The organism is Vibrio aquimaris (assembly GCF_009363415.1).
In the GTDB taxonomy this organism is placed as follows: domain Bacteria; phylum Pseudomonadota; class Gammaproteobacteria; order Enterobacterales; family Vibrionaceae; genus Vibrio; species Vibrio aquimaris.
Window position 1 is genome coordinate 1,648,490 of record NZ_CP045350.1, and the last position, 25,794, is coordinate 1,674,283.

The 25,794-nt window shown below is 41.6% G+C and carries 27 protein-coding genes, 2 tRNA genes and 3 pseudogenes; 14 read left to right on the forward strand and 18 right to left on the reverse strand.

Annotated features, from left to right (window positions below; genetic code table 11):
- The first annotated feature begins 9 nt into the window (after positions 1-9).
- On the forward strand, positions 10-942 hold the full coding sequence (locus FIV01_RS07690) for a DUF3080 family protein (RefSeq protein WP_152430476.1): 933 nt from the start codon (positions 10-12) through the stop codon (positions 940-942).
- Here FIV01_RS07690 and FIV01_RS07695 read toward each other — a convergent pair.
- Entirely contained in the window at positions 929-1,792 is an 864-nt protein-coding gene (locus FIV01_RS07695) for a DNA ligase (protein WP_152430477.1), read from the reverse strand. The two genes, FIV01_RS07690 and FIV01_RS07695, sit on opposite strands and share 14 nt — an antisense overlap.
- 199 nt (positions 1,793-1,991) lie before the next feature.
- Between FIV01_RS07695 and FIV01_RS20715 the strand changes: the two are divergent.
- The 4 genes and pseudogenes from FIV01_RS20715 to FIV01_RS07720 all read left to right on the forward strand — a co-directional run.
- Positions 1,992-2,152, forward strand: a pseudogene (locus FIV01_RS20715) (STAS domain-containing protein); the annotation flags it as partial.
- Positions 2,153-2,438: 286 nt separating this feature from the next.
- Complete coding sequence (locus tag FIV01_RS07710) at positions 2,439-3,005, forward strand: sugar transferase (RefSeq protein WP_152430478.1); 567 nt, start codon at positions 2,439-2,441, stop codon at positions 3,003-3,005.
- Between the two features lie 158 nt (positions 3,006-3,163).
- Positions 3,164-3,240 (forward strand) — tRNA-Val (locus FIV01_RS07715).
- Between the two features lie 36 nt (positions 3,241-3,276).
- A tRNA-Val gene (locus tag FIV01_RS07720) sits at positions 3,277-3,353 on the forward strand.
- A gap of 173 nt (positions 3,354-3,526) precedes the next feature.
- Here FIV01_RS07720 and FIV01_RS07725 read toward each other — a convergent pair.
- Positions 3,527-3,979, reverse strand: coding sequence for an HAD family hydrolase (locus FIV01_RS07725; protein ID WP_152430479.1), 453 nt, complete (start codon positions 3,977-3,979; stop codon positions 3,527-3,529).
- A 203-nt stretch (positions 3,980-4,182) separates the two neighbouring features.
- Between FIV01_RS07725 and FIV01_RS07730 the strand changes: the two genes are divergently transcribed.
- Positions 4,183-4,428, forward strand: a complete 246-nt coding sequence (locus FIV01_RS07730) for a type II toxin-antitoxin system CcdA family antitoxin (RefSeq protein ID WP_152430480.1) — start codon at positions 4,183-4,185, stop codon at positions 4,426-4,428.
- Positions 4,428-4,745: pseudogene (locus tag FIV01_RS07735) on the forward strand (CcdB family protein). Before FIV01_RS07730 ends, FIV01_RS07735 begins: the two are co-directional and overlap by 1 nt.
- Before the next feature lie 114 nt (positions 4,746-4,859).
- Here the strand turns inward: FIV01_RS07735 and FIV01_RS07740 are convergent.
- Both FIV01_RS07740 and FIV01_RS07745 read right to left on the reverse strand, forming a co-directional pair.
- Positions 4,860-5,501: a hypothetical protein gene (locus tag FIV01_RS07740; RefSeq protein WP_152430481.1), complete on the reverse strand. Its 642-nt coding sequence runs from the start codon at positions 5,499-5,501 to the stop codon at positions 4,860-4,862.
- A gap of 166 nt (positions 5,502-5,667) precedes the next feature.
- A complete protein-coding gene (locus FIV01_RS07745; RefSeq protein ID WP_152430482.1) occupies positions 5,668-6,225 on the reverse strand; it encodes a hypothetical protein in 558 nt (185 codons plus the stop codon).
- Positions 6,226-6,714: 489 nt separating this feature from the next.
- Here FIV01_RS07745 and FIV01_RS07750 point away from each other — a divergent pair, with 489 nt between their 5' ends.
- Positions 6,715-7,437: a hypothetical protein gene (locus tag FIV01_RS07750; protein ID WP_152430483.1), complete on the forward strand. Its 723-nt coding sequence runs from the start codon at positions 6,715-6,717 to the stop codon at positions 7,435-7,437.
- 83 nt (positions 7,438-7,520) lie between these two features.
- On the opposite strand, the gene FIV01_RS07755 is transcribed toward FIV01_RS07750, so the two are convergent.
- The gene (locus FIV01_RS07755) at positions 7,521-7,790 is read right to left on the reverse strand and encodes a porin family protein (RefSeq protein WP_246210374.1); all 270 of its coding nucleotides are present in this window, start codon (positions 7,788-7,790) and stop codon (positions 7,521-7,523) included.
- Positions 7,759-7,923: a hypothetical protein gene (locus tag FIV01_RS20725; RefSeq protein WP_246210375.1), complete on the reverse strand. Its 165-nt coding sequence runs from the start codon at positions 7,921-7,923 to the stop codon at positions 7,759-7,761. The genes FIV01_RS07755 and FIV01_RS20725 overlap by 32 nt, the downstream gene beginning before the upstream one ends.
- A 232-nt stretch (positions 7,924-8,155) precedes the next feature.
- Here FIV01_RS20725 and FIV01_RS07760 point away from each other — a divergent pair, with 232 nt between their 5' ends.
- Both FIV01_RS07760 and FIV01_RS07765 read left to right on the forward strand, forming a co-directional pair.
- Entirely contained in the window at positions 8,156-8,719 is a 564-nt protein-coding gene (locus tag FIV01_RS07760) for a hypothetical protein (RefSeq protein WP_152430484.1), read from the forward strand.
- A gap of 15 nt (positions 8,720-8,734) precedes the next feature.
- Entirely contained in the window at positions 8,735-10,282 is a 1,548-nt protein-coding gene (locus tag FIV01_RS07765) for a methyl-accepting chemotaxis protein (protein ID WP_152430485.1), read from the forward strand.
- 46 nt (positions 10,283-10,328) lie between these two features.
- Here FIV01_RS07765 and FIV01_RS07770 read toward each other — a convergent pair whose 3' ends face one another.
- Positions 10,329-10,859, reverse strand: a complete 531-nt coding sequence (locus tag FIV01_RS07770) for a 3'-5' exonuclease (RefSeq protein WP_152430486.1) — start codon at positions 10,857-10,859, stop codon at positions 10,329-10,331.
- 307 nt (positions 10,860-11,166) lie between these two features.
- Between FIV01_RS07770 and FIV01_RS07775 the strand changes: the two genes are divergently transcribed.
- From FIV01_RS07775 to FIV01_RS07785, 3 genes are read left to right on the forward strand one after another with little or no spacing between them, the layout of a single operon-like run.
- Positions 11,167-11,799, forward strand: a complete 633-nt coding sequence (locus tag FIV01_RS07775; protein ID WP_152430487.1) for a DUF2760 domain-containing protein — start codon at positions 11,167-11,169, stop codon at positions 11,797-11,799.
- Positions 11,799-13,724: an Hsp70 family protein gene (locus tag FIV01_RS07780; protein WP_152430488.1), complete on the forward strand. Its 1,926-nt coding sequence runs from the start codon at positions 11,799-11,801 to the stop codon at positions 13,722-13,724. Before FIV01_RS07775 ends, FIV01_RS07780 begins: the two co-directional genes overlap by 1 nt.
- A 54-nt stretch (positions 13,725-13,778) precedes the next feature.
- Positions 13,779-16,586 carry an Hsp70 family protein gene (locus FIV01_RS07785; RefSeq protein WP_152430489.1) on the forward strand — a complete coding sequence of 936 codons (2,808 nt, stop codon included), beginning with the start codon at positions 13,779-13,781 and terminating at the stop codon, positions 16,584-16,586.
- 126 nt (positions 16,587-16,712) lie between these two features.
- Here the strand turns inward: FIV01_RS07785 and FIV01_RS07790 are convergent, their stop codons facing one another.
- The 10 genes and pseudogenes from FIV01_RS07790 to FIV01_RS07835 all read right to left on the reverse strand — a co-directional run bounded on the left by FIV01_RS07790 (position 16,713) and on the right by FIV01_RS07835 (position 24,844).
- On the reverse strand, positions 16,713-17,393 hold the full coding sequence (locus tag FIV01_RS07790; protein ID WP_152430490.1) for a putative adhesin: 681 nt from the start codon (positions 17,391-17,393) through the stop codon (positions 16,713-16,715).
- Positions 17,394-17,772: 379 nt separating this feature from the next.
- The gene (hppD, locus tag FIV01_RS07795; protein WP_152430491.1) at positions 17,773-18,975 is read right to left on the reverse strand and encodes a 4-hydroxyphenylpyruvate dioxygenase; all 1,203 of its coding nucleotides are present in this window, start codon (positions 18,973-18,975) and stop codon (positions 17,773-17,775) included.
- Positions 18,976-19,143: 168 nt separating this feature from the next.
- Positions 19,144-19,281: pseudogene (locus FIV01_RS07800) on the reverse strand (GrpB family protein); the annotation flags it as partial.
- A gap of 228 nt (positions 19,282-19,509) precedes the next feature.
- A complete protein-coding gene (locus FIV01_RS07805) occupies positions 19,510-19,869 on the reverse strand; it encodes a DUF6559 family protein (RefSeq protein ID WP_152430493.1) in 360 nt (119 codons plus the stop codon).
- Positions 19,870-19,960: 91 nt separating this feature from the next.
- Entirely contained in the window at positions 19,961-20,155 is a 195-nt protein-coding gene (locus FIV01_RS07810; RefSeq protein WP_152430494.1) for a hypothetical protein, read from the reverse strand.
- 188 nt (positions 20,156-20,343) lie between these two features.
- Complete coding sequence (locus tag FIV01_RS07815) at positions 20,344-20,820, reverse strand: DUF2127 domain-containing protein (RefSeq protein WP_152430495.1); 477 nt, start codon at positions 20,818-20,820, stop codon at positions 20,344-20,346.
- Positions 20,821-20,942: 122 nt separating this feature from the next.
- Positions 20,943-21,875, reverse strand: coding sequence for a VirK/YbjX family protein (locus tag FIV01_RS07820; protein WP_152430496.1), 933 nt, complete (start codon positions 21,873-21,875; stop codon positions 20,943-20,945).
- Positions 21,876-21,946: 71 nt separating this feature from the next.
- A complete protein-coding gene (gene ompV / locus FIV01_RS07825) occupies positions 21,947-22,720 on the reverse strand; it encodes an outer membrane protein OmpV (RefSeq protein ID WP_152431689.1) in 774 nt (257 codons plus the stop codon).
- Positions 22,721-22,802: 82 nt separating this feature from the next.
- Entirely contained in the window at positions 22,803-24,110 is a 1,308-nt protein-coding gene (locus tag FIV01_RS07830; RefSeq protein ID WP_152430497.1) for an ATP-binding protein, read from the reverse strand.
- Positions 24,111-24,127: 17 nt separating this feature from the next.
- Positions 24,128-24,844 (reverse strand): response regulator, encoded by a 717-nt coding sequence (locus FIV01_RS07835; protein ID WP_152430498.1) that lies wholly within the window; start codon positions 24,842-24,844, stop codon positions 24,128-24,130.
- Between the two features lie 251 nt (positions 24,845-25,095).
- Here FIV01_RS07835 and FIV01_RS07840 point away from each other — a divergent pair, with 251 nt between their 5' ends.
- Positions 25,096-25,278 carry a DUF2986 domain-containing protein gene (locus FIV01_RS07840; protein ID WP_152430499.1) on the forward strand — a complete coding sequence of 61 codons (183 nt, stop codon included), beginning with the start codon at positions 25,096-25,098 and terminating at the stop codon, positions 25,276-25,278.
- Here the strand turns inward: FIV01_RS07840 and FIV01_RS07845 are convergent.
- Positions 25,270-25,743: a LabA-like NYN domain-containing protein gene (locus FIV01_RS07845; RefSeq protein WP_152430500.1), complete on the reverse strand. Its 474-nt coding sequence runs from the start codon at positions 25,741-25,743 to the stop codon at positions 25,270-25,272. The two genes, FIV01_RS07840 and FIV01_RS07845, sit on opposite strands and share 9 nt — an antisense overlap.
- Between the last annotated feature and the right edge of the window lie 51 nt (positions 25,744-25,794).

Below are 25,794 nucleotides of genomic sequence, written 5' to 3' on the forward strand. Positions count from 1 at the left end.
GGTAATATAATGGACCAAACCATAGAAACCTATATAGCTCGTATTGCTAGCATACAAGATCGCCCAGCCTATAACTTACCCCAAAGCCAAAATGTAACATTGCCCATAAAAAGAAAAGTACTGATTGATATTCCCACAACCAGTATTGGCTTACTTGATAGTTATGAGCTAAGAAAATGTGGCTTGTTTTCCCTAATAGCAGAGCGCAACTCAATTCTCGGAAAGGTACAAGATCAATTTCGCAATTATGATTACCAGATAGCACTAGTGCGTGGTCTCAGTACTTGTATAAAAAGTCCTAACTTGTCAAAAGAGTTACAATCTCAATTAACCGAAATTCACAAGCAAAAATCAGCAGAGCTCCCACTGCACCTATCTAACCTTCTCTATAGTAGTGAAGCAATGAGGAATCAGTTACAATCTTCTTCACCTCTAGCTATCGATGGGCCAAGAGAAAGTACCGTAATATTAAAGGCCGTCCAAAGTATAAATAAAGCCCTTTCAGAAACGAACCAGATTGATAATTCGGCAGAGGTAACATTTCTTACCCCGTATCAAGAAACTTTGGATAAGTATGACGTTATTGGTCAGCTCAGCTACTCAATGCGGAACATCAGCCAGATGCTCCCAATCGTGACAAGGCAGCTCAAACAGTATGACAATTTGATCAAATGCGAAAAAAACCGAGATAGAACTCAATTTAAGTATTTAAAAAACATTTTTAACAAGTTTTTCATTGGCGAAGTTCAACCTTATATAGCTAAGGTGAACAGCGTATACTACGATCTTGAACCCTACCTCAGCTTTGCAGAAATAGGTCATCCAGAATACCAATACCCGATCAAAAAATACCATCAAGCTTTTAGAGAGGCCACTTTATCTCATGTTGAATATTGGCAAACGCTTTTCAAACGCTGTGGTTCTGGCCCTAATAAGTTGTAGGCTCTACCCTTTCTCTCAAAAATCGAGCGAACTTTGGAATCCCCTTATGAGTATAACCATTATGTCTGAAGGTAATCGTGGTTCCCAGCTTTGGAGGCACCACCCTTAGCTGCTCAGTAAGTCCACTGCCAACATAAAACTGTATACCGGAATCCAACTGAACTAACAATGCACCGACCATACCTTCTAGTTTACCTTTACCCATTTTATAGCCAACTACGGTTGCTTCAGCGTCATTATACTGTTTCATTTTGAGCAATTGTTCTCCTCTGCCGCTTTGATACTTTTCTTCATACTTTCTCAACATCACACCCTCACCGCCAACCGCATTAATCTGATCGAAGTATGCGCTTAGGTCTTGTTCGGAAGAAATTGGTGTACTCTCTATGAATCTAATATGTTCAACTTGAAGCGAATGAACCAAATGCATAATTCCTGCATACCTGTCCCTATAGCTTGCTGGTGAATCTGGTAAATCAAATAACATAAAGTGTATTTTTCGCCATGCTGTTTCAACGGGTGTTTTGTCTAACACCGTACTTTGAACGACATTGAAATGTCCCCTCCCTGCCCATAACTCTCCCTCTAAAGGATAATCGGGTAACGGCTCTGTAAACCAATCAGGCGGACTTAATTTAAGACCACTGCGAGTTCTTAGATTTTCGCCATCCCAAATGGCTCGGATGCCATCAAGTTTTTCACTCTTCCAATATTGGCTCACATCAACGCCAGAGTCATAGTAACCTGCTAGCATAAGCGGCAAGTGTTTTCGGTCTGTGTCAAAAGAATCTGCTCTACATGGGAATGTCGATAATAAAGCGATGGTGAGATAAGTTAACTTGATATACATATGCCTGACCTTGTTTGAATCCTTAAAGTTTGATTGTTTAACACCAGACATAAATTTCAACGATAACCGTCTATGATTTGAGTAGCTTCAAAGAGAATAACATTCAATAAAACTATCAATTAACCATCATCACTTAGCTCTGGATGTTAATAAGCAAGTTAATTGGTCGAGGTGCCTCTCATAATGAGAAAATTCACTTATCAATACTTCAGGTGTCGAAGCCTTGGTATATCTCTACAAACGCCTAGTCGAGCGTAAGCGCCAAATGCGCATAGAGAACATAACACTGGACAACCGCTTGAAATCGTCAATTTGTTAAGAATTGATAAGGCAATACCTGTGAACTACCGCACTCATTAAACCTATAAGCGAGTACACAGGCAGTAACAAAGGACGTTGGCATGGTTAATTATTTGAAACACATAGCCCTAGATGTATCCAGTGTACTATCGCTGCCTTGGGCCATGTCTTCCCCAAAATATTTAGTCATAAATACTGCCAGCTACTGACATACATAGTCGCTGGTCATACTACCAACTTAATTGGTGGCCTACGTTATTTGTTCGGCTTAGAGTCCACTCGCTGGGCACGAGTTCAATAAAAGGAGCATCCCATGAGTAATGCATCTTCTTTATATGTAACGTGATTGGCAAAGCGTATCTTTGATTTTATCTCTGCCTTGCTTGGACTTATCGTATTATCGCCTGTGATGCCAATTATCGCACTGGCTATAAAACTCGACTCAAAAGGGCCTGTTTTTTACAAACAGCTACGTGTTGGTAAGTCAACGCCCAAGCAAATGATGTTCTTCGAAATCGTTAAGTTCCGCACTATGTATGTGGACGCTGAAACAAGATCAGGCGCGGTATGGGCGACAGAAAACGACCCACGTATAACTAAAGTAGGACGTTTCCTTCGCAAAACCCGCTTAGACGAAATTCCTCAACTGTTTAATGTGGTTCGCGGTGAGATGTCTATCATTGGCCCAAGGCCTGAGCGTCCAAGCTTTTACAATAAGCTAGAGTCTAAAATTCCCTACTTTGCCGACAGAACCTACGGTGTCATGTCAGGTATCACAGGCCTAGCACAAGTCAATCAAGGCTACGACCACAGCTACGCTCTATCACTTCGTTCACTTAAATCTTGGATTATGATGGACATTAGTATCATTACTAAAACCCTGATTGTTATGGTTGATGGCCGCGGCCGATAGAAACTAACAAAGGTTGAGGTTTCACTGTGAAACCTCGGCCTTTTCAGTCCAAAAAAACATCAAACTGCCTAGTTGTGAAGCAAACAACTTGAAAACCAACAATTTGCACTTGCACACCAATCAAAGTCTCGGTAATATCCGTCTCGTTCTTAAGGAATGGGTCCGTAGCTCAGTTGGTTAGAGTACTACCTTGACATGGTAGGGGTCGGCGATTCGAGTTCGCCCGGACCCACCACTCCTTAAAGCATAAATATGCAAAGAACATAAATTTGGGTCCGTAGCTCAGTTGGTTAGAGTATCGCCTTGACATGGCGGGGGTCGGCGATTCGAGTTCGCCCGGACCCACCAAATTTAGAAAAAAGCCCAGTGGAAACTGGGCTTTTTTGTACCTGCTATTTCTTCAATCTTTCTTTGTAAAAAGTAGAGTGTTGTAATGTGAGCTAACCGATTATTAAACCTTCGACCTCAACCAAGTGTAAATCAGAAACTCTAGGGCCTAAGAGAGAGCTAAACAATAGAACTTATTTTTTGGATTTTTGTGGCGTATATAGCTCCGACAAAGACTCGATGGTTTTAACAGTATGATTAGACTGACTACTTAAGTTGTTAGGGTTGAACCAAATAGCCTGTATACCTGCTTTGATTGCTGGCACAATATCCTTGTCATAAGTATCACCAACCATAAATATTGATTGAGATTCAACATCTAAAATATTCAGGATTCTATGAAAGAACTCTGGTGTACCTTTTCCTATGCCTAAGTTAGCTTTACAAAAGTAGCCAGAAATGTATTCCGATAATCCAACCCGCTCAAACGCAGACTTAACATCCATTTCTGATGAATCTGCTGCGTTTGTCGCAACGTAGATTTTATGACTTTTTGATAAGTGCTCTAGTGCTTTTTCTGCACCAGTTACGGCTTGAACATCCACCCAATCACACATTTTGCCATTCTCTTCGGGTAAATCGACCATAAGGGTATCACCCCAATCAAATAAATGATGTTCATTTCTCCTTTATGTAATAGATTGATCTAACTTAAAGCATTGTACCGTAACCACTATATTTGAAGTAGAAGAAAAAATACCAAGCGTTGGGAATCCCTATTAAATTGCTTGTTGCACGCCTAGCTCGCGCCTATAATTAATGCGCACTTAAACGCGCATCGGATTGCACTATGAGAAATGCATTTAACCCACAAACCCCAAAGAAAGCTGCCAACTTAACTTTGAATAGCGAGTTGCTTGCAGAGGCGAAACGTCTGAAAATTAACTTGTCAGCAACAATGGAAAAAGCACTTGAGAAAGAAGTAAGGAAACGCCTTAAAGCTGAATGGCAAGAGCAAAATGCTGAGGCTATCAATGCTTGTAACGAGCTCACTGAAAAGCATGGTCTATTTTCTGATTCTTACCGAGTATTCTAATGTCACAATTTGCCCTATACCAAAACAACAATAAAAGCACTGCAACTGCTTAGCCCTACTTTGTAGATGTTCAGAGCGAATTGCTCGACATACTGAATACTCGGTTAGTAATCCCGTTAACGCCAATTGAACTGTTAGAAAAGAAAGCGCCTAGTCACCTATGTCCAGTAATTCACATTGATGAAGGTGACTTCGTTATTTTGACTCACCAAATGGCGAGCGTACCAACGAAAATCCTACGAGAACCTGTCAATGAACTGACTACTTTTAGAAATGAGATCATTGCCGCTATCGACTTTCTGATTACTGGTATTTAACACGCGTTAAGTGGTGAACAACGCGGCCATCCAACCTAAACCATTGTACCGTAAACACTTAAGCTGATATAAACTAAAAATGCCAAGCGTTGTGAATCCGCATTAAACACTGTGTTAGGCTACGTTGCTTTTAGGTAAAGGTTCATTTGACTCACTTTGCATTTTTAAGTGCTTAACAAAACAGCATATTGCGGGGTAATTCCCTCTACCAGCCATAGCCATTCTTAGATTGTCTAGGACATAGTGACCATTATTGACGGAAACTAGATATTTGAACTGAGATTCTATTATTTCTTTATCAGCTACGCCATTCATCCATGTGAGTAGTGCTACTTCTAGGCTATTTAAATGCTCTATTACCAGCGCTAGAAGATGGGAAATTTGGGTTGGGGTTAGTTGAATTTTATCTTTCTCTATTACCAGATCCGAGTCGTCGCCTTTAATACCAGAAAGCGCATATTTCAAAAATTTCCCACAGTCTACGTGAACGCTGAACGACTCCCTTTTGATAAGGAGCTTACATTGATCGACTGACAATTCTTGTACGAACCCACGAGCAGCTGGTGTAGCAACGTTAAGTGAACAGTTCCAGTCCTTAACAACTTGTATAGCAACCAACCTTCTATCTTTTTCATGTTCAGTCTTGATCTGTTTTGATGCAAAGTAAACTTGCATCACAACAAAAAACACACCTAAAGCCACTATGGCGTCAGAAATTACACTTACTAAGTCCTTATTTGTAACTAGCCAATCCATCACGTTCTCCATTAATAATTATTAGCTATTACAATATAGACGCTGTACCGGTGATGAATGTAGCCTAACGCCGTATTAAGGTGTGAGCGACGCTTGGCTATACTTGAGCGAAGCGAGAATACCAAGCGTTGCGAATCACTCTTAAATGCTTTGTTATAAAAATTATTTACTCTACTCTCGATCCTATATACACATCTCCACTGATTAAAACCTCTATGAACGAGCCTCGCTTCTCATGGGCGCTTAGATGTTGATCTTCTTCGATCTTTTTACCAAGCCAGTAGTGTCTGTAGTAATATTCGAAAGCGCTAAACTCCCTTGTGAACTGATGATCAAGCCAAGTCATATCAAGCTTCATGATTGGCCCATCGGTATGAACTTCATAAATCGTAGGTTTAGTTTTATGACCATGCCGATTAGCATATTCATATGCATTCTCAACGGACTCTACAGCAAAAAAACAGTTCAGTCTGGAGACTAAATCTAATTCTTTTAAGTGAGGATGCTCTATTCTAAAGAGTTCTAGAAAGTATTCTCGATAGCTAGAATCATCTAGGAGTGCAACCTTATCGGGGAGTGGTTTACTACAGAACTCATTAATTCCAAGTCGCCTAAACCTTGCCTGATATATTTGTCCAAATTTCGATAAAGAACCATTACCTAGTTTAATGTGCATATCTTCTTTTAAAGATCCCGTCACATCTGCATGGTAGAACTTTTTCACTTCAAATCCTTATTAAGCTAATTTATTTTTATAACATTCTTAATAACAAGCCGGCTCGTTTTCTCGCCAGCCTAAGTTAGAGCCAACCTACCATAACCCACTAAAAAATAGGGAATATATATCAAATTTCTTATTTCTCCGTCACATAAAAACGAGCTGGCACGTTATCTTGGGGAGCGTTGTCATCAACTTAACTATTAACAACCACTTACTAATTGATCTGCCGAAAAAACGAGCCACTGCTGCTGAGGTAATTCAACACAACAAAGTAAAAGCTTAATACCAGCTGCTGGAATAAAAATTTATTTCCGGCACTTTTACATAAGTCTATTAAAAAGCAATGAGTTTTACTATCCAATTGATTTATAGCTAAAATTAATACTATTTTATTTTTCTTTCTTAACTTGATGCCTTGAGAACCCTGTCTTATACCTTATATGGCTCTCTTCTCAGAAGCTTTCATTTTCATACTCTTAATTGGAGAATAACATGTGTCATGGTCCTAGTTTAGAAAGTACAATTCAAAAAAGTGAAGATGCGAAAAAGGCAGTAAATGAGGCTGTTGCCAAAGCGCAGGCAGCATTAAAGAACACAGAAGAACTCGCAAAGCAGTATATTCAAAGCCACACCAAAGGCATTATAGAAGTTGAGTCTGTCAATAATCAGTCTTACTCTAAGTTTTCAGATGAATTTAACCTAGATGCACTGGATAATGTTGTTGATGGTATTGTAAAAGTTGCTCAAGACTATCTGACCTCTGAAGAAGATCCTAAAAAAGCTGCGGAAATGGCTGGAGACATTGGTTCAGTGATCAAATCGACTCTTGCACTAGCGGCAACAAGCTCAAGCACCACAGAAAAGCTTCAAGTGGTATTCAACCATATTGTGGCAGACGATAAAAACTATGCCGTTTACTATGCCTGCAATTCTATGACTGTGGATGCAGAGAATGCATGGGGCAACAAAGAGATCACTGTTGTATCTAACATGTACATGTTTGCTGAAGTCGAGCCTAACCCAGAAGTAACTTACGCTAAAATCTTACAAGAAGATTTAGATGCATTGGATAAGGTTAATCAGCAGTATGACGATGCTATTGTTGCTGCTAATTCTCAACAAGAGCTTGATGCACTTACGTTTAGACAGAAAAAAATCAGTATCCTTAAAGAGAAAATAGAAAAAGATCTTCAAGATCTTGGTACTCCAGCGTAGTACAAATTTTCCATTTGCACTAAGCGCAACAATACTATTTGTTGCGCTTAATTCTGTCAGTCTTTCACCTTATCATTTGGTGTTTATTGCTGGTATTCAAACTCCAAGCCTAATGCGCCCAGACAAGACTCATCGCTTTTATCTCCATAGTTAACATAGGCTCCACCAAGTTTTCCATACACATTAACAGCGTCACTGATACCAAAAGTCAGTTTAGGCGCCAAGGTAAAAGCATCAACACTATCGTCTGCTAAACCTGCACCAGTAAACTTCCCAAGGTAATCATAACCCGCCTCAATAGCTAGAAGACTATTAAACGAGTTAAACACCAAGCGACGCTGACTTGTCATCATCACATAGGTAACCAACCTCGCACTCATCATCAAGCCAAGTATGCCCTACCTTTGCGCCAATATAGGGAGAAGCGTGGACAACACCACTCAATACCACCAGTAATGATGGCAATGAAATTACAAGCGTTGTCATCTTAATTCCTTTTATCTAATTGTTACAAACCCAGAGGACTCATAAAAATGAGTCAAGTTACATAAGATAATCAGATTAAAGCCAATTAGATACTGCTCTAAAACAAATAAGACTCTGTAAAGATTAAACTGAGATCCAACTTACAAGAAAAAAATAATAAGCGCTAGATCTCATATGCTGTATTTTCATCTACGCTTGTTAATGAACAACGTCAGACTAATAGGACTCAATAATGAAAAGGCTTTATATCGCACTACCACTACTATTTCCTCTCACTACTTTGGCAAATGAGTTTGAAGCAGCACTAAAACAATTTGCAATGAATGATGTGAAAAGCATGGCGGCTGATGCAGACGTCGTATCTCAAATTAAAGCGCAAAACCAACAAACCAGTCAGCTTGACCAAAGCCAGATCACATCACTTGATAATGATTGGAGGAGCCAAGTAGGCCAAGATAACGCACCACTCATCAACAGCAAATTGAACAGTGAATTGTCGAAAAAGCTTGCGGCGATGCAGCAAAAGAGTCAGGGCGTGATCACTGAAATTTTTGTCATGGATAATAAAGGCTTAAATGTTGCGCAAAGTGCTGTAACTTCGGATTACTGGCAAGGTGATGAAGACAAGTGGCAGCAAACATACCTAGTCGGACCCAACGCCTATCACATCAGTGAAATAGAAGAAGATGAATCGACCCAAATGTTCCAATCTCAAGTAAGTTACGCCATCTCAGACCCGGCCTCTGGGCAAGTGATCGGTGCAATTACAGTTGGTGTCAACGTGGAAGAACTATAGCGACTGGAGCTAACTATGCGAGTTACGATTAGTAAGCTCGTTGTCGCCAGTGCGTCGATTTTGACCATTATTGCCATGGCGACGATATCGTTTTTCAACTGGAGTAGCAGTGTTGATGCTATCTACCAGTTAAACAAATCGTCGTACATGCAATCAAGTCACGCTCTAGGTGAACAACTAGCAACCCCTGTTAGGTTTAAAAAGGTGGCTAATATAAAGGAGAAGATCGAGGTCGCACTTCAAAGTCAAAATGGCAGCTTGAATGCAATACAAATTTATCTTCCAGACCTTTCATTACTTTACAGCAGTAATGAAATTACTGAGTCTGCCTTAAGTGGTATCTTACAAGATAAGACTGTGCTTGTAGACCAAGCTAATCGCCACCAAATAGGCGTACCCATGTATGCCGGTAAAAAGAAAACCTTGGTAGGATACTTGGTCACTGACTGGAATTTTAATCAGGCACGTGATCTTGGAAGCCAACTGAGTATTCAATCATGCATTATTGCGTTTATCTCTGTGGCGGCTTGTATAGCGATTCTCTACGCGCTTCTTAACTCACTGCTTGTGCTGCCACTTCAAAAACTCATTGGCCTTTGTGACGAACTCAGCTCTGGAGAATGTGATCTAAGCAAACGCCTTGAATTTAAACGCCAGAATGAGTTAGGCAGGTTAGCCCATAGTATGAATCGCTTCATCGCAAAAATGGAGCAAACTTTAATCCCGATTCATCAAGGCGCCGACTCTGTTACATCCATTTCCAAAGACCTAGATCATTATTTGGCATCGATTGGCAACAAGATTACTCGCCAAAGAGATGATATCAAAACCACAGTTCAAGTTAGTGAACAAGCACAGCGCTCCTTCTCAGTAGTGAAAGACAATACCTTTGATACTTTGAATTCACTCAATCGTGCAGTAGAAAGTGCCAAAGGAGGCCAGCAATGTTTATTGAGTGCGCTACGAGACAACCGCTCAATGGCGGAGAAAAGTACCCACCTTTATGAAGCAGCCAATGAGGTAAATCGGCAAGTTATCAAAGTCACGGAGATTTTAGGAATAATTCGTAATATCGCCGAACAAACTAATTTGCTCGCACTTAATGCCGCCATCGAAGCAGCGCGCGCAGGCGAAGAAGGCCGAGGATTTGCCGTGGTCGCTGACGAGGTTCGTGGTCTAGCGGAAAAAACCTCTAATTCGACGAACCAAGTAGAGGAAATACTGGCCAAACTTGGCAATGTCTCTAACTCTCTGATTCAGATAACAGAGGAAGGAAGCTGTACCAGCGAGGCAAGTCTCAACTCGATCGAAAACGCGGTAAAAGACATAGAAAAAGCGCTTGAAGATGTGTCTCAAGCGGACCAGATGTGTTCAAACATTGCCAATTCATCCGAGTCACAGATAAATGCTATGTCTGAGCTTGTTGAAAGGTTGCTCAGCGTTGATCAACAAATCAATAGTCTAGTTGAGGACTCACAGCATATCGAAACCAACAGTGCCAAGCTCTTCTCACAGGCCAGCAGCACAAGCGAGCATCTATCTAGCTATAATCTAGCGGTGTGAGCTCAAACTAAAAGGGTGTCATTAGACAAGGACACCCTTTATCAATTCAGAGCATAGTCAACGCCAACTTAGCGAGGTTGTAAGCGTCGACATAACCCGAATGTTGTCTGCCTTCCCATTCGATATTTTGCGCTTCCTGCGCTGCCCTATGGCCTATGCGTTTGTCTTTTAGACGATTCTGAACCCGATATAACGTTGCCAAGTTAATGCATTCGCGAAAAGGCATTTCAATTCCCTTCGCTTGGCACTCTTCGGCTAATATCAGATCGTCTCGCCCCCAAGAGGCATAAATTTTATTGGCTCCACCGAAGTTTTTTATCATTGACTTCAAAACGTCAGCCAGTGGACGACCTTGCTTTTCAATTTTTCGAGGCGTAATGCCCGTTAACTCTGCGCAAAATAACGAGATTTCATCCTGTTCGGGCTTTACGTAGTACTGAGCACGCTTGACTATCTCACCTTGGGTAAGATTGACCTCCGCTAATCCTATTTCTATGATTTCACCTGTTGTTCCGACACCATTTTCATTCCAGCAGCACATTTCCAAATCGAAACAAACAATACGGTTGTGGTTCATTACTCGCCCAAACTCTCTTTTTCAACAAAGCGCCAAATTCTATATTAGTTAAGCGTAAAACTCGACCAGCTACGACTCAATTGATCAAAACGGCGTCAATTCTGTCTTTGCCTCCTTCAGGTGAGCCATAAAATAAGCTAACTGAGACCATAAAATGACTAAAAATAAACCAATCAAATCCGCACGCTCTCTTTTCTACGGGCCTAGCTGGTTGAATGTGGTAATATTTGCCCCAATTTAACCGAATAATAACGACAATGGTGGTCAGCTGTGGCCACTATTTATCCCATAAATTAAGAGAAATCTCATGACGTTCGATTTACAAATGATCCCTCAAACGTTTGATATGCTGCATGCAGGCCTCACCGTTTCAAGCATTCTTTTGCTTCTTATTGCAGTATCGCGCAAATCTAAAGTCGTCGAAAAAGTAGTAGAAAAGCCGATTGAAAAAATTGTCGAAGTCGAAAAGCCGGTTGAGAGGATCGTCGAAGTCGAAAAAGTAGTTGAAGTAGAAAAAGTCGTGGAGAAAGTGGTCGAAGTAGAATCCAAGTTAGCCACTGCGTCTACCGACTCTGCAATGCAGCTACTGTCTATTATGCAGCAAGAAGCTCGCCTAATTGATTTCCTAAAAGAAGATCTCACTTCATTCTCTGATGAAGACGTTGGCGCCGCAGCTAGAGTCATTCATACTGGTGGACAAAAAGTACTGAGTGATTACGTTACACTCGAGCCTATACGCAGCGAAGACGAAGAAACGCGCATTACTATCGAAGAAGGCTTTAACTCACAGCAAGTTCGCCTCACGGGTAATGTCACTGGCAATGCACCATTTAATGGCACCTTAATCCATAAAGGCTGGAAAGCCAGCTCTGTGAACCTACCCAAATTGGCCGAAAACTATGACGCCTCAATTATTGCCCCTGCTGAGGTAGAGCTGTAATGGACAATCACAACACGAACTCTACACAGACACTCAAATACAGTGTTGGCATTGACTTGGGTACAACGCACTGCGTTCTGTCTTACCTTGATACCTCTGATGAAAATGCTGGCGTTGAGGTCATGCCAATCGCTCAGTTAACCGCACCGGGAACGGTCGAAAATAAAAGTCAGCTCGGCTCATTTCTCTACCAACCTCATGAGCATGAAATGAACCCAGCTTCGCGCGTATTGCCTTGGTCGTCAGAGCCCAAAGCTCTCGTGGGTGCGATAGCGCGTAATTTGGGAGCTAAAACGCCTATTCGTCTGGTGGCTAGCGCTAAGTCGTGGCTTTGCCATGGCGGCGTTAATCGCCGTGATGCCTTTCTACCTGCAGGTAGCCCAAAGGAAGTTGAAAAAGTCTCGCCTCTTCGCGCCACTGAGCTCTATTTAGAACACCTAAAAGAAGCATGGAATCATTCGCATCCAAACCATCCACTAGCAGAACAAGATGTGACCATCACGGTTCCTGCCTCTTTTGATCCAGCAGCGCGCGATTTAACCGCAGAAGCGGCTAGAAATATAGGTCTGGCGCATTTAACTTTGCTAGAAGAGCCGCAAGCGGCTTTGTACAACTGGATAGATAACAGTAACGACCAGTGGCGCAATCAAGTATCCGTTGGCGACATTGTTTTGGTGGTAGATATCGGCGGCGGCACCACTGACCTTTCATTGGTTGAAGTCACGGAAGAAGAAGGCAACCTGACACTAAATCGAATCGCAGTTGGCGAGCATATTTTACTTGGCGGCGACAACATGGATTTAGCGCTCGCCTATCGACTAAAAATGAAACTAGCTCAAGACGGGAAAGAGCTTCAGCCATGGCAAGTTCAAGCGATGACTCACGCATGTCGCGATGCAAAAGAAGCCTTGCTCAATGATGCTTCTCTTGAATCTGTGCCAATCGTGGTACCAAGTCGCGGCTCAAAACTGCTCGGTGCTACCCTAAAAACTGAGCTGACCCAAGATGAAGTCCAACAAACCCTAGTGGATGGTTTCTTTCCAAAAGTCACAATCACAGAGCATCCAGTGCAACGCAGTCGCGGCGCTTTAACCCAAATGGGTTTGCCTTACGCTCAAGATGCAGGTATTACACGCCATATCGCTGCTTTCTTATCCAAACAAGCTAACTCGCTGGGGAATAAAAGCCAGCAGGCCGATTACAACCCGTTCACTTCAATGCCGGGGATGGGCGGATCTGATATGGCTACTACTGATTTTATTAAGCCTACCGCGATTCTATTTAATGGCGGCGTGTTAAAGTCACAGCTGCTCGCTACTCGATTAGAAGAAACGATTAATGGGTGGTTGATTGATGTAAACTCGGAAACCGCTCAGCGCCTGACTGGCGTTGACTTGGATCTCGCCGTTGCTAGTGGCGCATCCTATTATGGCGCAGTACGTCGTGGTCAAGGTGTTCGTATTCGCGGCGGTATTGCATCTAGCTACTATGTGGGCATTGAGAGCGCAATGCCTGCTATTCCTGGGATGGCTCCGCCACTAGAAGCTTTGTGTGTTGCACCATTTGGTATGGAAGAAGGCTCGTCAGCCGACATACCAAACCAAGAATTTGGGTTGATTATCGGTCAACCAGTGAATTTTCAGTTCTTTGGCTCAAATGTTCGCCGTGACGATCTAGCAGGTGCACACCTTGAGCATTGGGGACCTGATGAGTTGGAAGAGCTGCCAGAAATTCAGGTTACCTTACCTATTACCGATGACCGTCGTGAAGGTGAAGTTGTCCCCGTAACTTTAGCTTCTCGGGTGACAGAGCTTGGTACCTTGTATCTCGAAGCAATTGCCGCAGACAATGGTCAAAAATGGCACGTTGAGTTTGACGTTCGCGACGACGCAAATAAAGACTCATCTCATAACGAACTCTCATAATATTTAACGGCACCTTAAACGGTGCCGTTACTTTTCTCATCTTCAAGGTTTTTTATGACATCTCCTCGCTTTCTCGTCGGAATAGACTTGGGCACAACAAATACCGTTGTCGCTTTTTGTGAAATCACAGGCAATCTAGAGCAATCAAGCGTCTCTCTTTTTGAGATTGACCAACTGATAGGTCCAGGCGAAGTTGTTCGCAGGCCTTTATTGCCCTCTTTTCGATATCATGCAGCCAAAGAGCAAATGTCACCCCTAGATCTTACCCTGCCATGGGACTCAGAGCCGATTTCTGGTGATATAGATAATGTCATCATTGGAGAGTGGGCAAGAGAGCTAGGCGCCAAAGTTGAGGGACGTCAAGTATCGAGTGCGAAAAGCTGGTTATCTCACCAAAGTGTTGACCGTAACTCCGACATTCTTCCTTGGGCTAGTGCCAATGATGTCACTAAAGTGTCCCCTGTTATTGCTAGCGCTAGCTACCTCAATCACATCAGGCAAGCGTGGAACTATCGTCATCCTAGCAACAAGCTCGAAGATCAAGATGTTGTAGTAACTGTGCCTGCATCATTTGATGAAACAGCTCGTAAACTTACCCTAGACGCGGCTTCTCTAGCTGGCTTAAAAAAGATCGTACTGCTAGAGGAGCCACAAGCGGTTTGCTATGACTGGTATGCTCGTCACCAACAAACTGCCGAAGATAAACTCAAACAGCTGCCACTCATTTTGGTCTGCGATGTCGGTGGAGGCACCACAGACTTGAGCTTAATCGCAGCAAAGCATGAGCAAGACAAACTCTCTCTGGATAGAATCGGTGTGGGTGAACACTTAATGCTTGGCGGTGACAACCTCGATTTAGCCTTAGCTCATCTAGCGGAAAGCCGTTTGAATCAAGGCAAAAAGCTCAATGCCGCAAGCCTTACTAAGCTGATTCAACAAACTCGACAAGCCAAAGAGGCATTATTGTCGCTTGAAGCACCTGAAGATGTAAAAATCACCATGCTTGGTAGTGGCTCAAAGCTGCTCGGAGGCACCAAAAGTATTAGTCTTAGCAGACAAGAAGTACATCAAATTGCACTAGACGGATTTTTCCCTTTATCTGATTTTTCAGATATGCCAAATAAACGCCGCAGCGCTATGGTCGAATTCGGCTTACCTTATGTAGCCGATCCAGCGGTCAGTAAACACCTAGCTGAATTTCTCCATCAGCATCAGCAAGTCTCATCCACTGCTCTTAATCAGCAAGAAAGTCCAGAGCCCGCAATCCCCGTCGGCCTGCTCCTTAACGGCGGTGTTTTTAACAGTGAACTGGTTACAAAACGCATAACAAGTTTGCTTGATCGCTGGCGCGGCTCTCCTATAACACTACTTGATAACCCCCACCCTAACTGGTCTGTCGCGCTCGGAGCTGTGGCCTTTGGCAAAGCCAGACGGGGCGCTCAGCTAAAAATTGGTGGTGGTTCGGCGCGCTCATATTTTTTGCATATGCAAGAAAAGAACAACATGGGTAAAGCACTGTGCCTGCTCGCTAAAGGAACGGAAGAAGGCCATGAGATACGCTTAACTGGCCGGCGTTTTGCTCTCACATTAGGCGAGCCAGTGCGGTTTAATCTTCTTACTTCAACCTATGACACCCTGACTCAAAACCTTGCTATACAAAATGGCGTAATGGTGGATGTGGACCCTGATATCTTCACTCCTCTTCTTCCTTACATCTTGACGTTAGAAGGTGAAGGCGCAGAGCTTAAAGCCAACCAAAAAGAGCGAGTTGAAGTGCAATTAGCCTGTCAATTGAGCGAAGTTGGCACATTAAAAATAGAGTGTGTAAATATCGATGATGACAACAAGCGTTGGGAATTAGAATTTGAAGTCCGCAATCAAGAATCTGACGACTCTGATCAAGTAACACTTCCACCACGCCTTGTTGAGTCTAAAGAGCTTATCAGCCGTCTATACAGCGGCAACAAAAAAAGCGCTGATTCAAAAGAAATCAAGACACTAGCAAAAGATCTTGAGAAAAAACTCGGTAAACGTGACGATTGGGACTTTGCTACGTTGCGTCAATTGTTTGATGCTTTTGCCCAAGGACGAAAACGTCGCCGCCGCTCTGAAGCCCATGAAAAGAATTGGCTGCGCTTAGCTGGTTTTTCACTGCGGCCAGGATTTGGTGACGCCACAGATGCTTGGCGATTAGAGCAGGTTTGGGGCTTGTATCAACAGAGTATTCAATTTAAAAATCATCAGGGCTGGACAGATTGGTGGGTGTTTTGGCGCCGAATAGCTGGCGGCCTTAATCAAGAACAGCAAGAAACTTTACTTGCCGATATTGCCAAGTATCTACATCCGGGGACCATGAAAAACCCACAGTCTGCGAAAGCTGCCCACGATATGGGCTACGAATCCATGGTTCGACTCGCTGCTTCCCTAGAGCACTTGGATGTAGAGGATAAGGTGCTGCTATCCAGTTGGTTTTTAAGTAAAGCCATCAACCATAATCAGTTTGAACAGGCTCATTGGTGGGCGCTGGGTCGATTAGCCGCTCGAACGCCTCTGTATGGGAGCCAGCATAACGTGATCCCCCGCGAACAAGCAGAGCAATGGCTACCCAAGTTACTGGAACAAAACTGGCAAAAAGAGCCGATGATCGGCTTTGCTGCCGTGATGATATGCCGTAAAACAGGCGATCGATTATTTGATATCTCTGATGATTTTCGTCAAAAAGTTCTGACCAAACTTAAACAAAGTAAAGTACCCAATGCTTGGGTTGAGTTAGTCGCTGAAGTTAAAACACTTTCGCATACTGAATCAAAACGAGCCTTTGGTGATGCACTCCCTGCGGGTCTATCACTGATCTCTCGCTAAGGTTTTTGGGTAAAAAAAGGCTGCTTTGGGAATTCAACTGAGCAGCCTTAGCATTCATTTTCCAATAGGATCAGCTAATTAAAGTTAAATAGTGTACGCAACTTTCAAAGAAGTTTTCATAGCAAATTATGGGTTTTCTACCCTAGTAATGGATCTAACGCCTTGCCATGTAGCCTTATCAATCCGACATGCAAACGAGTGAATCGTTTCATAATTTTGTCCAAACTTTTGCATAGCCTCCAAAACATCTGACATATGAGCCTTACCATTTTTACTGATACATATAATGTCATAATCATCTGTCGGCTCACATGTTTCAAACTTTCGGTTGAATGACAAGCTATAATTCTTCATTTCCTCCCCTCCTTTCACCATGTCGATAGGTTGTAATACTTTCCCTTCCTCCAACATTTCAATTCCTCTCATTCCAACAGAAGGAGAACCTTCTTTAGAGTTAAACAGAATGGTCATTGACTTGGGAACCGTTATTATCCCTGAACCTTCACGAAATAAACCTCGCTTTGGGGTGAACCCTCCATGAGCAAATATAACGGCTTTTTTACTACCGTTTCCCTTGCTTTTGATTAGGACATTCTTGAATTTATGCGTGTTGATCTGTGTATCCGACCTTGAGCCTAAGTTAACTTTTTGCTCTTTAACTCCATCTCTAGTTACAAACGAATTTGGTGTGTGAGATATTGTGCGAATGTTCTTTACTCTAGATGCGGAATCACTTTGGTGTTCAGTAATACTCGATGCGGAAGATAGTCTTGATGCTGACATAGGACTTTGCGTGATTAATGGCATAATAATAACTCCAATAAATAACAATTGAGTCATTATCATCTAATCCAATAGTATGCGTCCTGTAGTTAATTTTGAAATATCCTGAAAACTTACTCCATCGAAAAATATGCGTTTTGAGTTTTATTTATAAAAAAGCATTAAAAAAAAGCATAGAAATACAGAACTAATCACTAAAAACTATTTACTTCTAATTCAAGCACCTGCTTTTTTAAACTGTGCTCTCGAATTCCTCCAATTTATCCAGCATACAAACTCTGCAGTAACGGATTCTTGTAATCAATCGATAGCCTTAACTATCTCAAGCTAGAGATACCATTCAAGAATTGTTTCAACAGTATATTAGTTCTACAGAGCTTGATCATTTAGCTTACAATAGAACCTACAAAGTTCCCCTGATCTTCTGCTGTGCTTCAATTGCGCTAAACAAGGATTTAAAGTTACCAGCGCCAAAGCCATCATGATTATTGCGCTGCATAAACTCAAAAAAAAGGGTTGGTCTACTTTCTACTGGCCGAGTAAATATCTGCAAGATAAAGCCTTTGTCATCATAGTCCACGACAATGTCTAGTTCTCTCATGGTTTCGAGACTGATGCCTAAATCTAAATCGTTCTCGAATATAGCGGATTGGAGTTCATCATAATAAGCACTGGGAACAGGTAAAACGTAACACCCTCGCGCTTTTAGAGAACGAACGGTTTGCTCTAAGTTCTCCACACAAATCGCGATATGCTGAATACCACCACAACCATGAAAGTCAACAAACTCTTGTGTTTGTGATCGACCATCAAATCGCGTCGACGGCTGATTGACTGGTATTTTGATTCGCTCATCAAAGTCACTGACAACGATTGAATTAAGTCCTGATGTGCCAGTTTGCAACAACTTGTCATCAACCGACCAAAAGCGTCTAAAGCATAACGAGTTTATATAAAAATCAACCACCTCATTCATTTTTCCTTGAGGTTGATTCGCCACTACATGATCGATTCGGCCCATAGGCACAGGAGGCAAGCTTTCAGCAAAGCCATTGACTAAATTTGGCTCTATCGGATGAAAGCCGGGAAGAAACAAGCCGCGATATTGTTCACGCTGTATAAAAGAGTGAACTGTGTCTCCATAAGCGAGCACACTAGCGATGAGTACCTGACCATGCTCATCTTCACTGTATGTAGGCGACAAGATAACTTCAGCGCCATTCGCTTTTGCATGCTCAAACGTTTTTTGTACGTCTTCAACATTAAAAGCAACATCACGAACCGCATCGCCATGTTCTTTAACAAAAGGCGCTATAATTTCATCATTTGGATGCAGTGGTGATTTAACCACAATACAGGCTTGGTCCCCTCTCAAAACGTAAGCAGTAAAGTTTTTTTCACCCGTTTCTAATCCGGCATAGGCAATCGTTTTAAATCCTAAATGCGTTTCATAAAACATCTTGGCCTGAAAAGCATTACTGACCCAAAATTCAATATGATGGAAATCAAAATACTCACCACATTCGGGTCGCTGTTCACTTTTGCTATATTTCACTCCCGCATCCGATCCAACCAAACTTGAAATATGGGATAACTCATTTTGCATAAAATACCTTTTTGTTAATTAAATCATAGACTTAAAACCAAGAAGGCATGATATTTCAATTTAAATTGTTATTACAACTTATAAATGAACTCTTTCGAAAAATGGGTTATATATGCCCTAACACTCGCTCTATAAAAACTGATTTTTTTCTACGATAGTCATCTGCGAGCCAAGCGTAGTAAGTCGTGTCACTGCTTTTTCTAGTTCACTAGCATTAATACCGACAAGTATATCTAAATCACCCTTAGATATTGCATTGGGGATGGAAGAAGAACCAATATGTTCAATAACCGCATCTGGCAGCATCCCTTAGCCCCAACATAATGTATGACTAAAGGAGAAATTATGAGGCGAGATAATGTATTAGCGGTAATACTGACTACACTTTCCATTTCAGGATATGGCGGAGGGAATTCATCAGGAGACTCATCAAAGATGCCCTATCGGACCCAAGATTTTAATTAACAGCTAAGCACTTGTGGTCACCTCAGAACTATTATGATGACCGCACCTTAATAGTTCGTTAATTCGCAATCAATAACGGCTGTGCATGCCAAATCGGTGTGATATGTCATCATTCATTCGACCACCTTTCCAGCCACCGCCAACCAGTAAGTTAAGCACATCTTTCGCATTGTACTCGTTGGCCTCGAAAAAATCATTGGATATGTCATTACGAAGCAGCTTGAGCGAAGGGCTATTGTCCAAATCGAGATCATCAGGATTGGCAAATAACGCCAAGGCAATTTGCTGCTGACGCTTGCATAACACACTAACACTCGTGTTAACTTGCCCAAGACTAAAATAATCACGGCTGCCATAACCTTTTACTAACATAGGTGAGAGTAGCTTAATCACTTTTTTAATTCTACGGCGCTGGATATACCTTAACATTGTAATCCTACAAACTGGTTATAATATTGATAGAAGTACAAAGCCCGCTTTTAAAGACGGGCTTTATTTATCCTTTTATATTTCTATTTCATCAGACTTGAGCTGATGAGGAGTATTCTTCTTCAGTTGCCTTATCAAACTCAACAATCGAATAATCATCACTGTTTTGAGCTACGGCATCTCGATACCCATCATAAGAACACTCTCCAATATCATTTCTCGGACATATAGAGACCTGATTTTTATCAATCATCTCTATTCCACAGTTCGGACAATATTTACCCATGAGACTTCTCCTGACGTTGTCTGCCTTGTACGGTACATACAGGCGTAAATCCTGCTAATAAAACTCTAACTGTTTTTGACTGTGAAGCTAGTCACCGTGCATTCAGGTTTACAGCTTTATACTCTTGATTACACTATTCACTGCATTTTATATTGGTTTTACAACATAAATATGACATTGAGCACAAATTAATTTTGTGCAGCAAAATTAGATTCGGGCCTACTATAAAGTGTCCTTGCTATATAAGCAATGATCCCCAAGTTTATTATGAGCAGTGTGATGCTAACCTTACTTGGATGATTAATTGCGGCATAGATTTCAAAGGGTATGTAGATAGCACAACTGATCAAAGCTAACCACTCAGTCCAACGAAATTCATTCCATAAGCCATAAGCCTCAATCCATCGAACCACAGTGTATAGAACAGCAATCATCATCAACAAGCTCATATTTAATTGGGGAACTCGCCTCGAGAGATCAATAAGCATTTCAGAGATTGGGTGAACAGGATTAAGGTGAAAATGCTGGACAAGAAGCTCGGCTAATTGACGCAAATCTTTGCTCGGAAAAGCATATATTCCTAAGACAACGGCAAATGAAATGAAGCCTTTTAGCGCCTCTACAATTGCAATGACCTTAAGGCCAGACCTAGTTTCAACCTGCATAAAGCTCATACCTCGAACAACATTTTGAGCATAACTTCAATGACAGTAACATGCTGATTCAATATTAAGTGAAAACTGTGTAAAGTTTTCGAAAAATATAAAAATAAAGAATATTTATAAAGCTAACATTCATAATGAGTATGTATATTCTGTATTCCGGATAACTGGCAGCACACGTCTTCTTTGACCTTATCTAACCAAGCGTATCGTTTGGTGTAAAGCCGGCGCTTATTCTTATTCAATATGCTGGGATCCTTACGAATAGGGTTTAGCGGGATATCATAAATATATTTTGATACTTGCTTTCCTCCGTACTCGCTCCATAGCTCACCGTATTGATAGCTGATGCTAGATCGCTTTGAGCCTGTATATCTGAGCGCCTGATAGACATGACCTTTGTTGGTAATACCATAGAGAGTGTCAATATTCCATTCTTTGGCAAGGATAAGCAAAACTTCTAACATCAAGGCTTTTGGTCTCAAGCCATGCATTCCTCGAGTCAACGACTTTATCACTTCTCCGCGATCGGTAACCTGTTCACTAGGTCCTTGTAAAGCACCAATATAAATCTCTCGCTTTGGGGTGGTTGATATGTTGAACGCTAAAGTAAATAGGTCACGGCCAATTGGATCAACTAATTTTAAGGCCAGAGAACCTTCTCTTTCAGGTCCTGAGCATAAGAGCAAGGAACAATCGAGGATATCGATTAGCCTCCAGCCATCGCCAGTATAAAAGTAAGTGATATTGGAACCATACATCTGATACAAAGCTTGAAAGTGCTCATGGATCTTCACCGCCCTTTGCCGTGGACGCCAGTTTAAACAGACATATGGCTTTAGGGGTTTCTCAAAAATTCTAGGATGATGCTCTTTTATGGGTTGAAACTTGGGTTGGTCAAACAATACCTGCATCGTGCGCAAAACCGAAGGCTTCAGCATTGACCAGATACAAAAACGAGCATTGTAACGTAACTTTTTAACGCCTTTAATTTCTGGATAAACGCTCTGTGCCACTTTAGGCAAAGACTGGATAAAATATAGGTAATTCAGAAACATAAAATTCCACTAAACTCACGCCATGCAAGAAGCCCGACCGGATGGTCAGGCTTAAAGCTAAGAAATGAAAATTAGAAACTATAAGAGACCGTCGCTCCAACAAGCCACTGATTAGCGCTATCAACAATAGGCGAATCTGCAATTTCATCACCTAGGCATGTGTAGGTAGTAGTTTGAGTCAACTGCCAGTTGTCGCTGATTGGCAAAATAACTTTATAACCTACGTCATACGAGACATCACCTTTACCTGTGTATGCTTTACGCTTTTGGGTTGCTTCTTTGTCTTGCACGCCAAAATAGTAATCAACATATTCTTTGCTCTGATATGAAACACCTGCGAATGGAACAAAGTCGGCTTTACCAATAGTCAAAGGCAAAAAATACTTTACTCCAGTTAGGTAACCATCGTACGTGTCTACAACATCATGCTGATAGTAAGTTGAAATAGTGCCTTGAGATAAGTGGAAGTCAGCATTGATACCAAGGTCTAAGCTTAGATGGCGTTTATCCATACCTTTTAGAAAGTCTGAAGTATCTTTATCGTACATAAGACCTGATGTACCCAAGTACCCACTCAGGTTAACAACATCTCCCGTCTTCCCAAAAAAACGGTAGTTAATACTTTGAAGTGTAACGTTAAGATCTTCGCCTTGATAACCGAAGTTAGCAAGTGGCGCTACATTATGCTTTTGACCTTTATATAGGTCGGTCATACCCCCTGCACCAAGCTCAGCAACCCAGCTGTTTTCTTTATTGTAAATGTTACCATTACGAATATACGCATCGCTCGCATAGGCAGCATTTGCCATTGTCATCGCTGCGATTATTAGAGTGAGCTTTTTCATCATTTTGTCCTCGTGTTAACTCATAATGAACACTGTACAAAACTATTAGAATAGTAAATATGATGAATTTGTCAGGCAATTGTCACAGATTGTCAGTCGAGTGCGACAAACGAGGAATGCGTATAGTAAATTTAGCCCCCCCCAATGAGCTAGCACCTACTTGAATGTTCCCGCCATGCCGGTCGATAATCAATTTAACAATCGCAAGACCAAGACCAAAGCCAGTATTTGATTTGTTTCTTGAAGGATCTGCACTATGGAAGGGTTCAAAAATAGCACTCCAATGCTCTATTGGAATGCCTGGTCCATCGTCTTCCATGATAATGAATACCGCATCCTCGTCCTGATTAGCAGATAAGCGAACCTCCTGATCCACATAGCGCAACGCATTTGACAGAAGATTGTTGATAAGCCGCTTAACAAGTGCACTATCAGCATAAATTATCATAGTTTCTGGAACGTCCAATACAAGCATATTACTATGATTATTAGGAAGTTTATTAATAAGCCCCACTATGTATGCTCGTAACGCTATCGGTTCAATATTAAGAATCGTGTCTGGCCTCTCCACTTTAGCGAAGTACAGTAACTCATCCACCATCTGCTCCATTTCTTCAGTATCTTCTATGATACTGGCAATTTTTTCATGCTGAACTCGAGTCAAGCTTTCATCCTGTAGCATCTCAGCTTGCCATTGAATTCGAAAAATTGGCGTTCTTAAATCATGAGCAATAGAGTTCGTCAAAGACCGATTACTGGTAATAAGGTCCGAAATCTTATCTGCCATATAATTAAAGCTGTCATTCAAGGAACCGACCCGATAACGGCTTCCCGTGGGGGCTCGAGAATTGAAATTGCCTTGTGCAAACTTGACCGTTGCCTCTTCAAGCACTCTTACTCTTCGACTAAGGAACCAAATGAATACGGACGTAAATATGAAAAAACCGGCTAAAATAAACCCCCAAAGCAAGTCATCGTCGAATGCGATAGCTTTACGAAGACTAGACTCAACATCTGGTTTTACGCGATAGATAATTTCTGGGGATGAAAGCATAAACCAAAATTCACGTTCATCATCATAAAACGTAAATAAGTGAGTTCTATCGCCACCAAAGTAATTTTTGACCTCAGTAGGCGCTTTGGATACTGGATAAACAGTCAGGGTTTTAGCGGTTTGATTGATAAAATCTCGCAGCACATTCAATGCTTCCTTTTCTCCCTGGCTCTCAGAGATAGACATCAGCACTTCTCTAAATGCTGCCCCCTCCAGATCCTCCAAAACATAGTCATAATCAGTATTAATCTGATAAACGATAAACTCATATGCCATTAGACTCATTGTAAAAAGCAATAACAATCCAGCGAATGCTTCTATATAAATTCTTCGCATACATACTCACTTTTTACTTACCAGCTATCGGGAACAAACAAGTAGCCTTTCCCTCTAACTGTAATGATTCGCTTCGGCGTAGCTGAACTATCGCCTAGTTTTTTTCTCAATGTAACAACTTTATTATCAATAGTACGATCTAAACCATCATATTCAATACCTCTGAGCGCTTTGGTTAGCACGTCTCTCGATAAGACTTGGTCGGGAAAGCTTGCCAAGATCCAAAGCAAGTCAAAGTCACTGTCTGACAGAGTGACTTGCTGATTATTCAACAGACAAATTTTGCGGGGTCTGTTTAAGGTGAGTTGTCCATAACACAGGAGATTTGCACTATTTGAGCCGCTGTCAGAAGAAACATTTACAGCTTCTCCGCGCCTCATCAACATTCTTACTCTGGCCAACAATACCCGTGGTTTAACTGGTTTACTTACAAAGTCGTCAGCACCTATTTCTAATGCCGCAACATGGTCAAAATCATCATCACTTGCGGTCAATATCAGTACTTTACCCATGTACTTTGATCTTATTTGCCGGCAAATGGTCAACCCGTCGGTGCCGGGCAACATAAGATCAAGTAATAAGATAGCGGGTTGATGTTCAACAATCGCGTCGATTGCACTGGTACCATCCTCAAATATTTTCACATCAAAATCATGTTTGATGAAATATTCTGCAAGCATTAAGCGCAGTTTTGCGTCATCTTCAACAATAAATAAAGATTGTAAAGGGCTCATCTACTACTCAACCAGAGTTCTTATTATGAAATGACCTAATAGTAGCGTAAACCTCAATAAAATACTGTATAAATAATGTACCACGACTCTACATTTTGAACAGCATTCGATTAGAGAGAGGGATCTTGATGATAAGACAGACAAATGCCTTTGTGCGTCACTAAACGATTTTGGTTATACCACTTTCGGTTTTTAATAAAGTGAACAGCATTACGATTTTTGTTACTATACAGTTGACCAAGGGGGGAGTTATGAATCGAAAGAAAAAAATTAATCAAATATTAAAAGCGAAGCATAAAAAGAAAAATGCAAAATTGCATAAAACTAATAAGCCTCGCTATGTGTCAAAAGCGGAACGAGCTTCACTAGATACACAAGCAACAGAACCTTGTGAAAACAACACTCCCGATCAACCTTTAGATTCCCTAGAGTAACAGGTCATTGTCGATTGCAATGTAACTATCACATGCATCGATAAGAGATTGCGCACAAAGTCCTGGAACTGCAAACACATCCACCTTAGTACCAAATCTTTGTTGTACTCTTTGCACTAAAATTTCAAAGTCACCATCACCGGATAGTAATATTATTCTATCGACGTTGCTTGCTATTTCATAGACATCTAGTGCAATGCCGACATCCCAATCTCCTTTAGAACTGCCGTCTCGCCTTTGAATATAAGGCTTAAGTTTAACGTTGAAACCTATTCCACGTAGAATATGGTGAAATTGCCTTTGCTTTGGATCTTGGGACGATATGGCATAAGCATTCGCCTCTATCACATGTCGACCTTGCGTCGCTATGTACCAAAACTGATTATAATCAAAATTCGACTGGTACTTATCTCTTGTTGTGTAATAAATATTCTGAACATCGACAAAAATCGCCACTTTTTCCACTGAGGGCTCCGTGTTTACTTTCCATAACATTGCCGGAATTTTACCACTGAT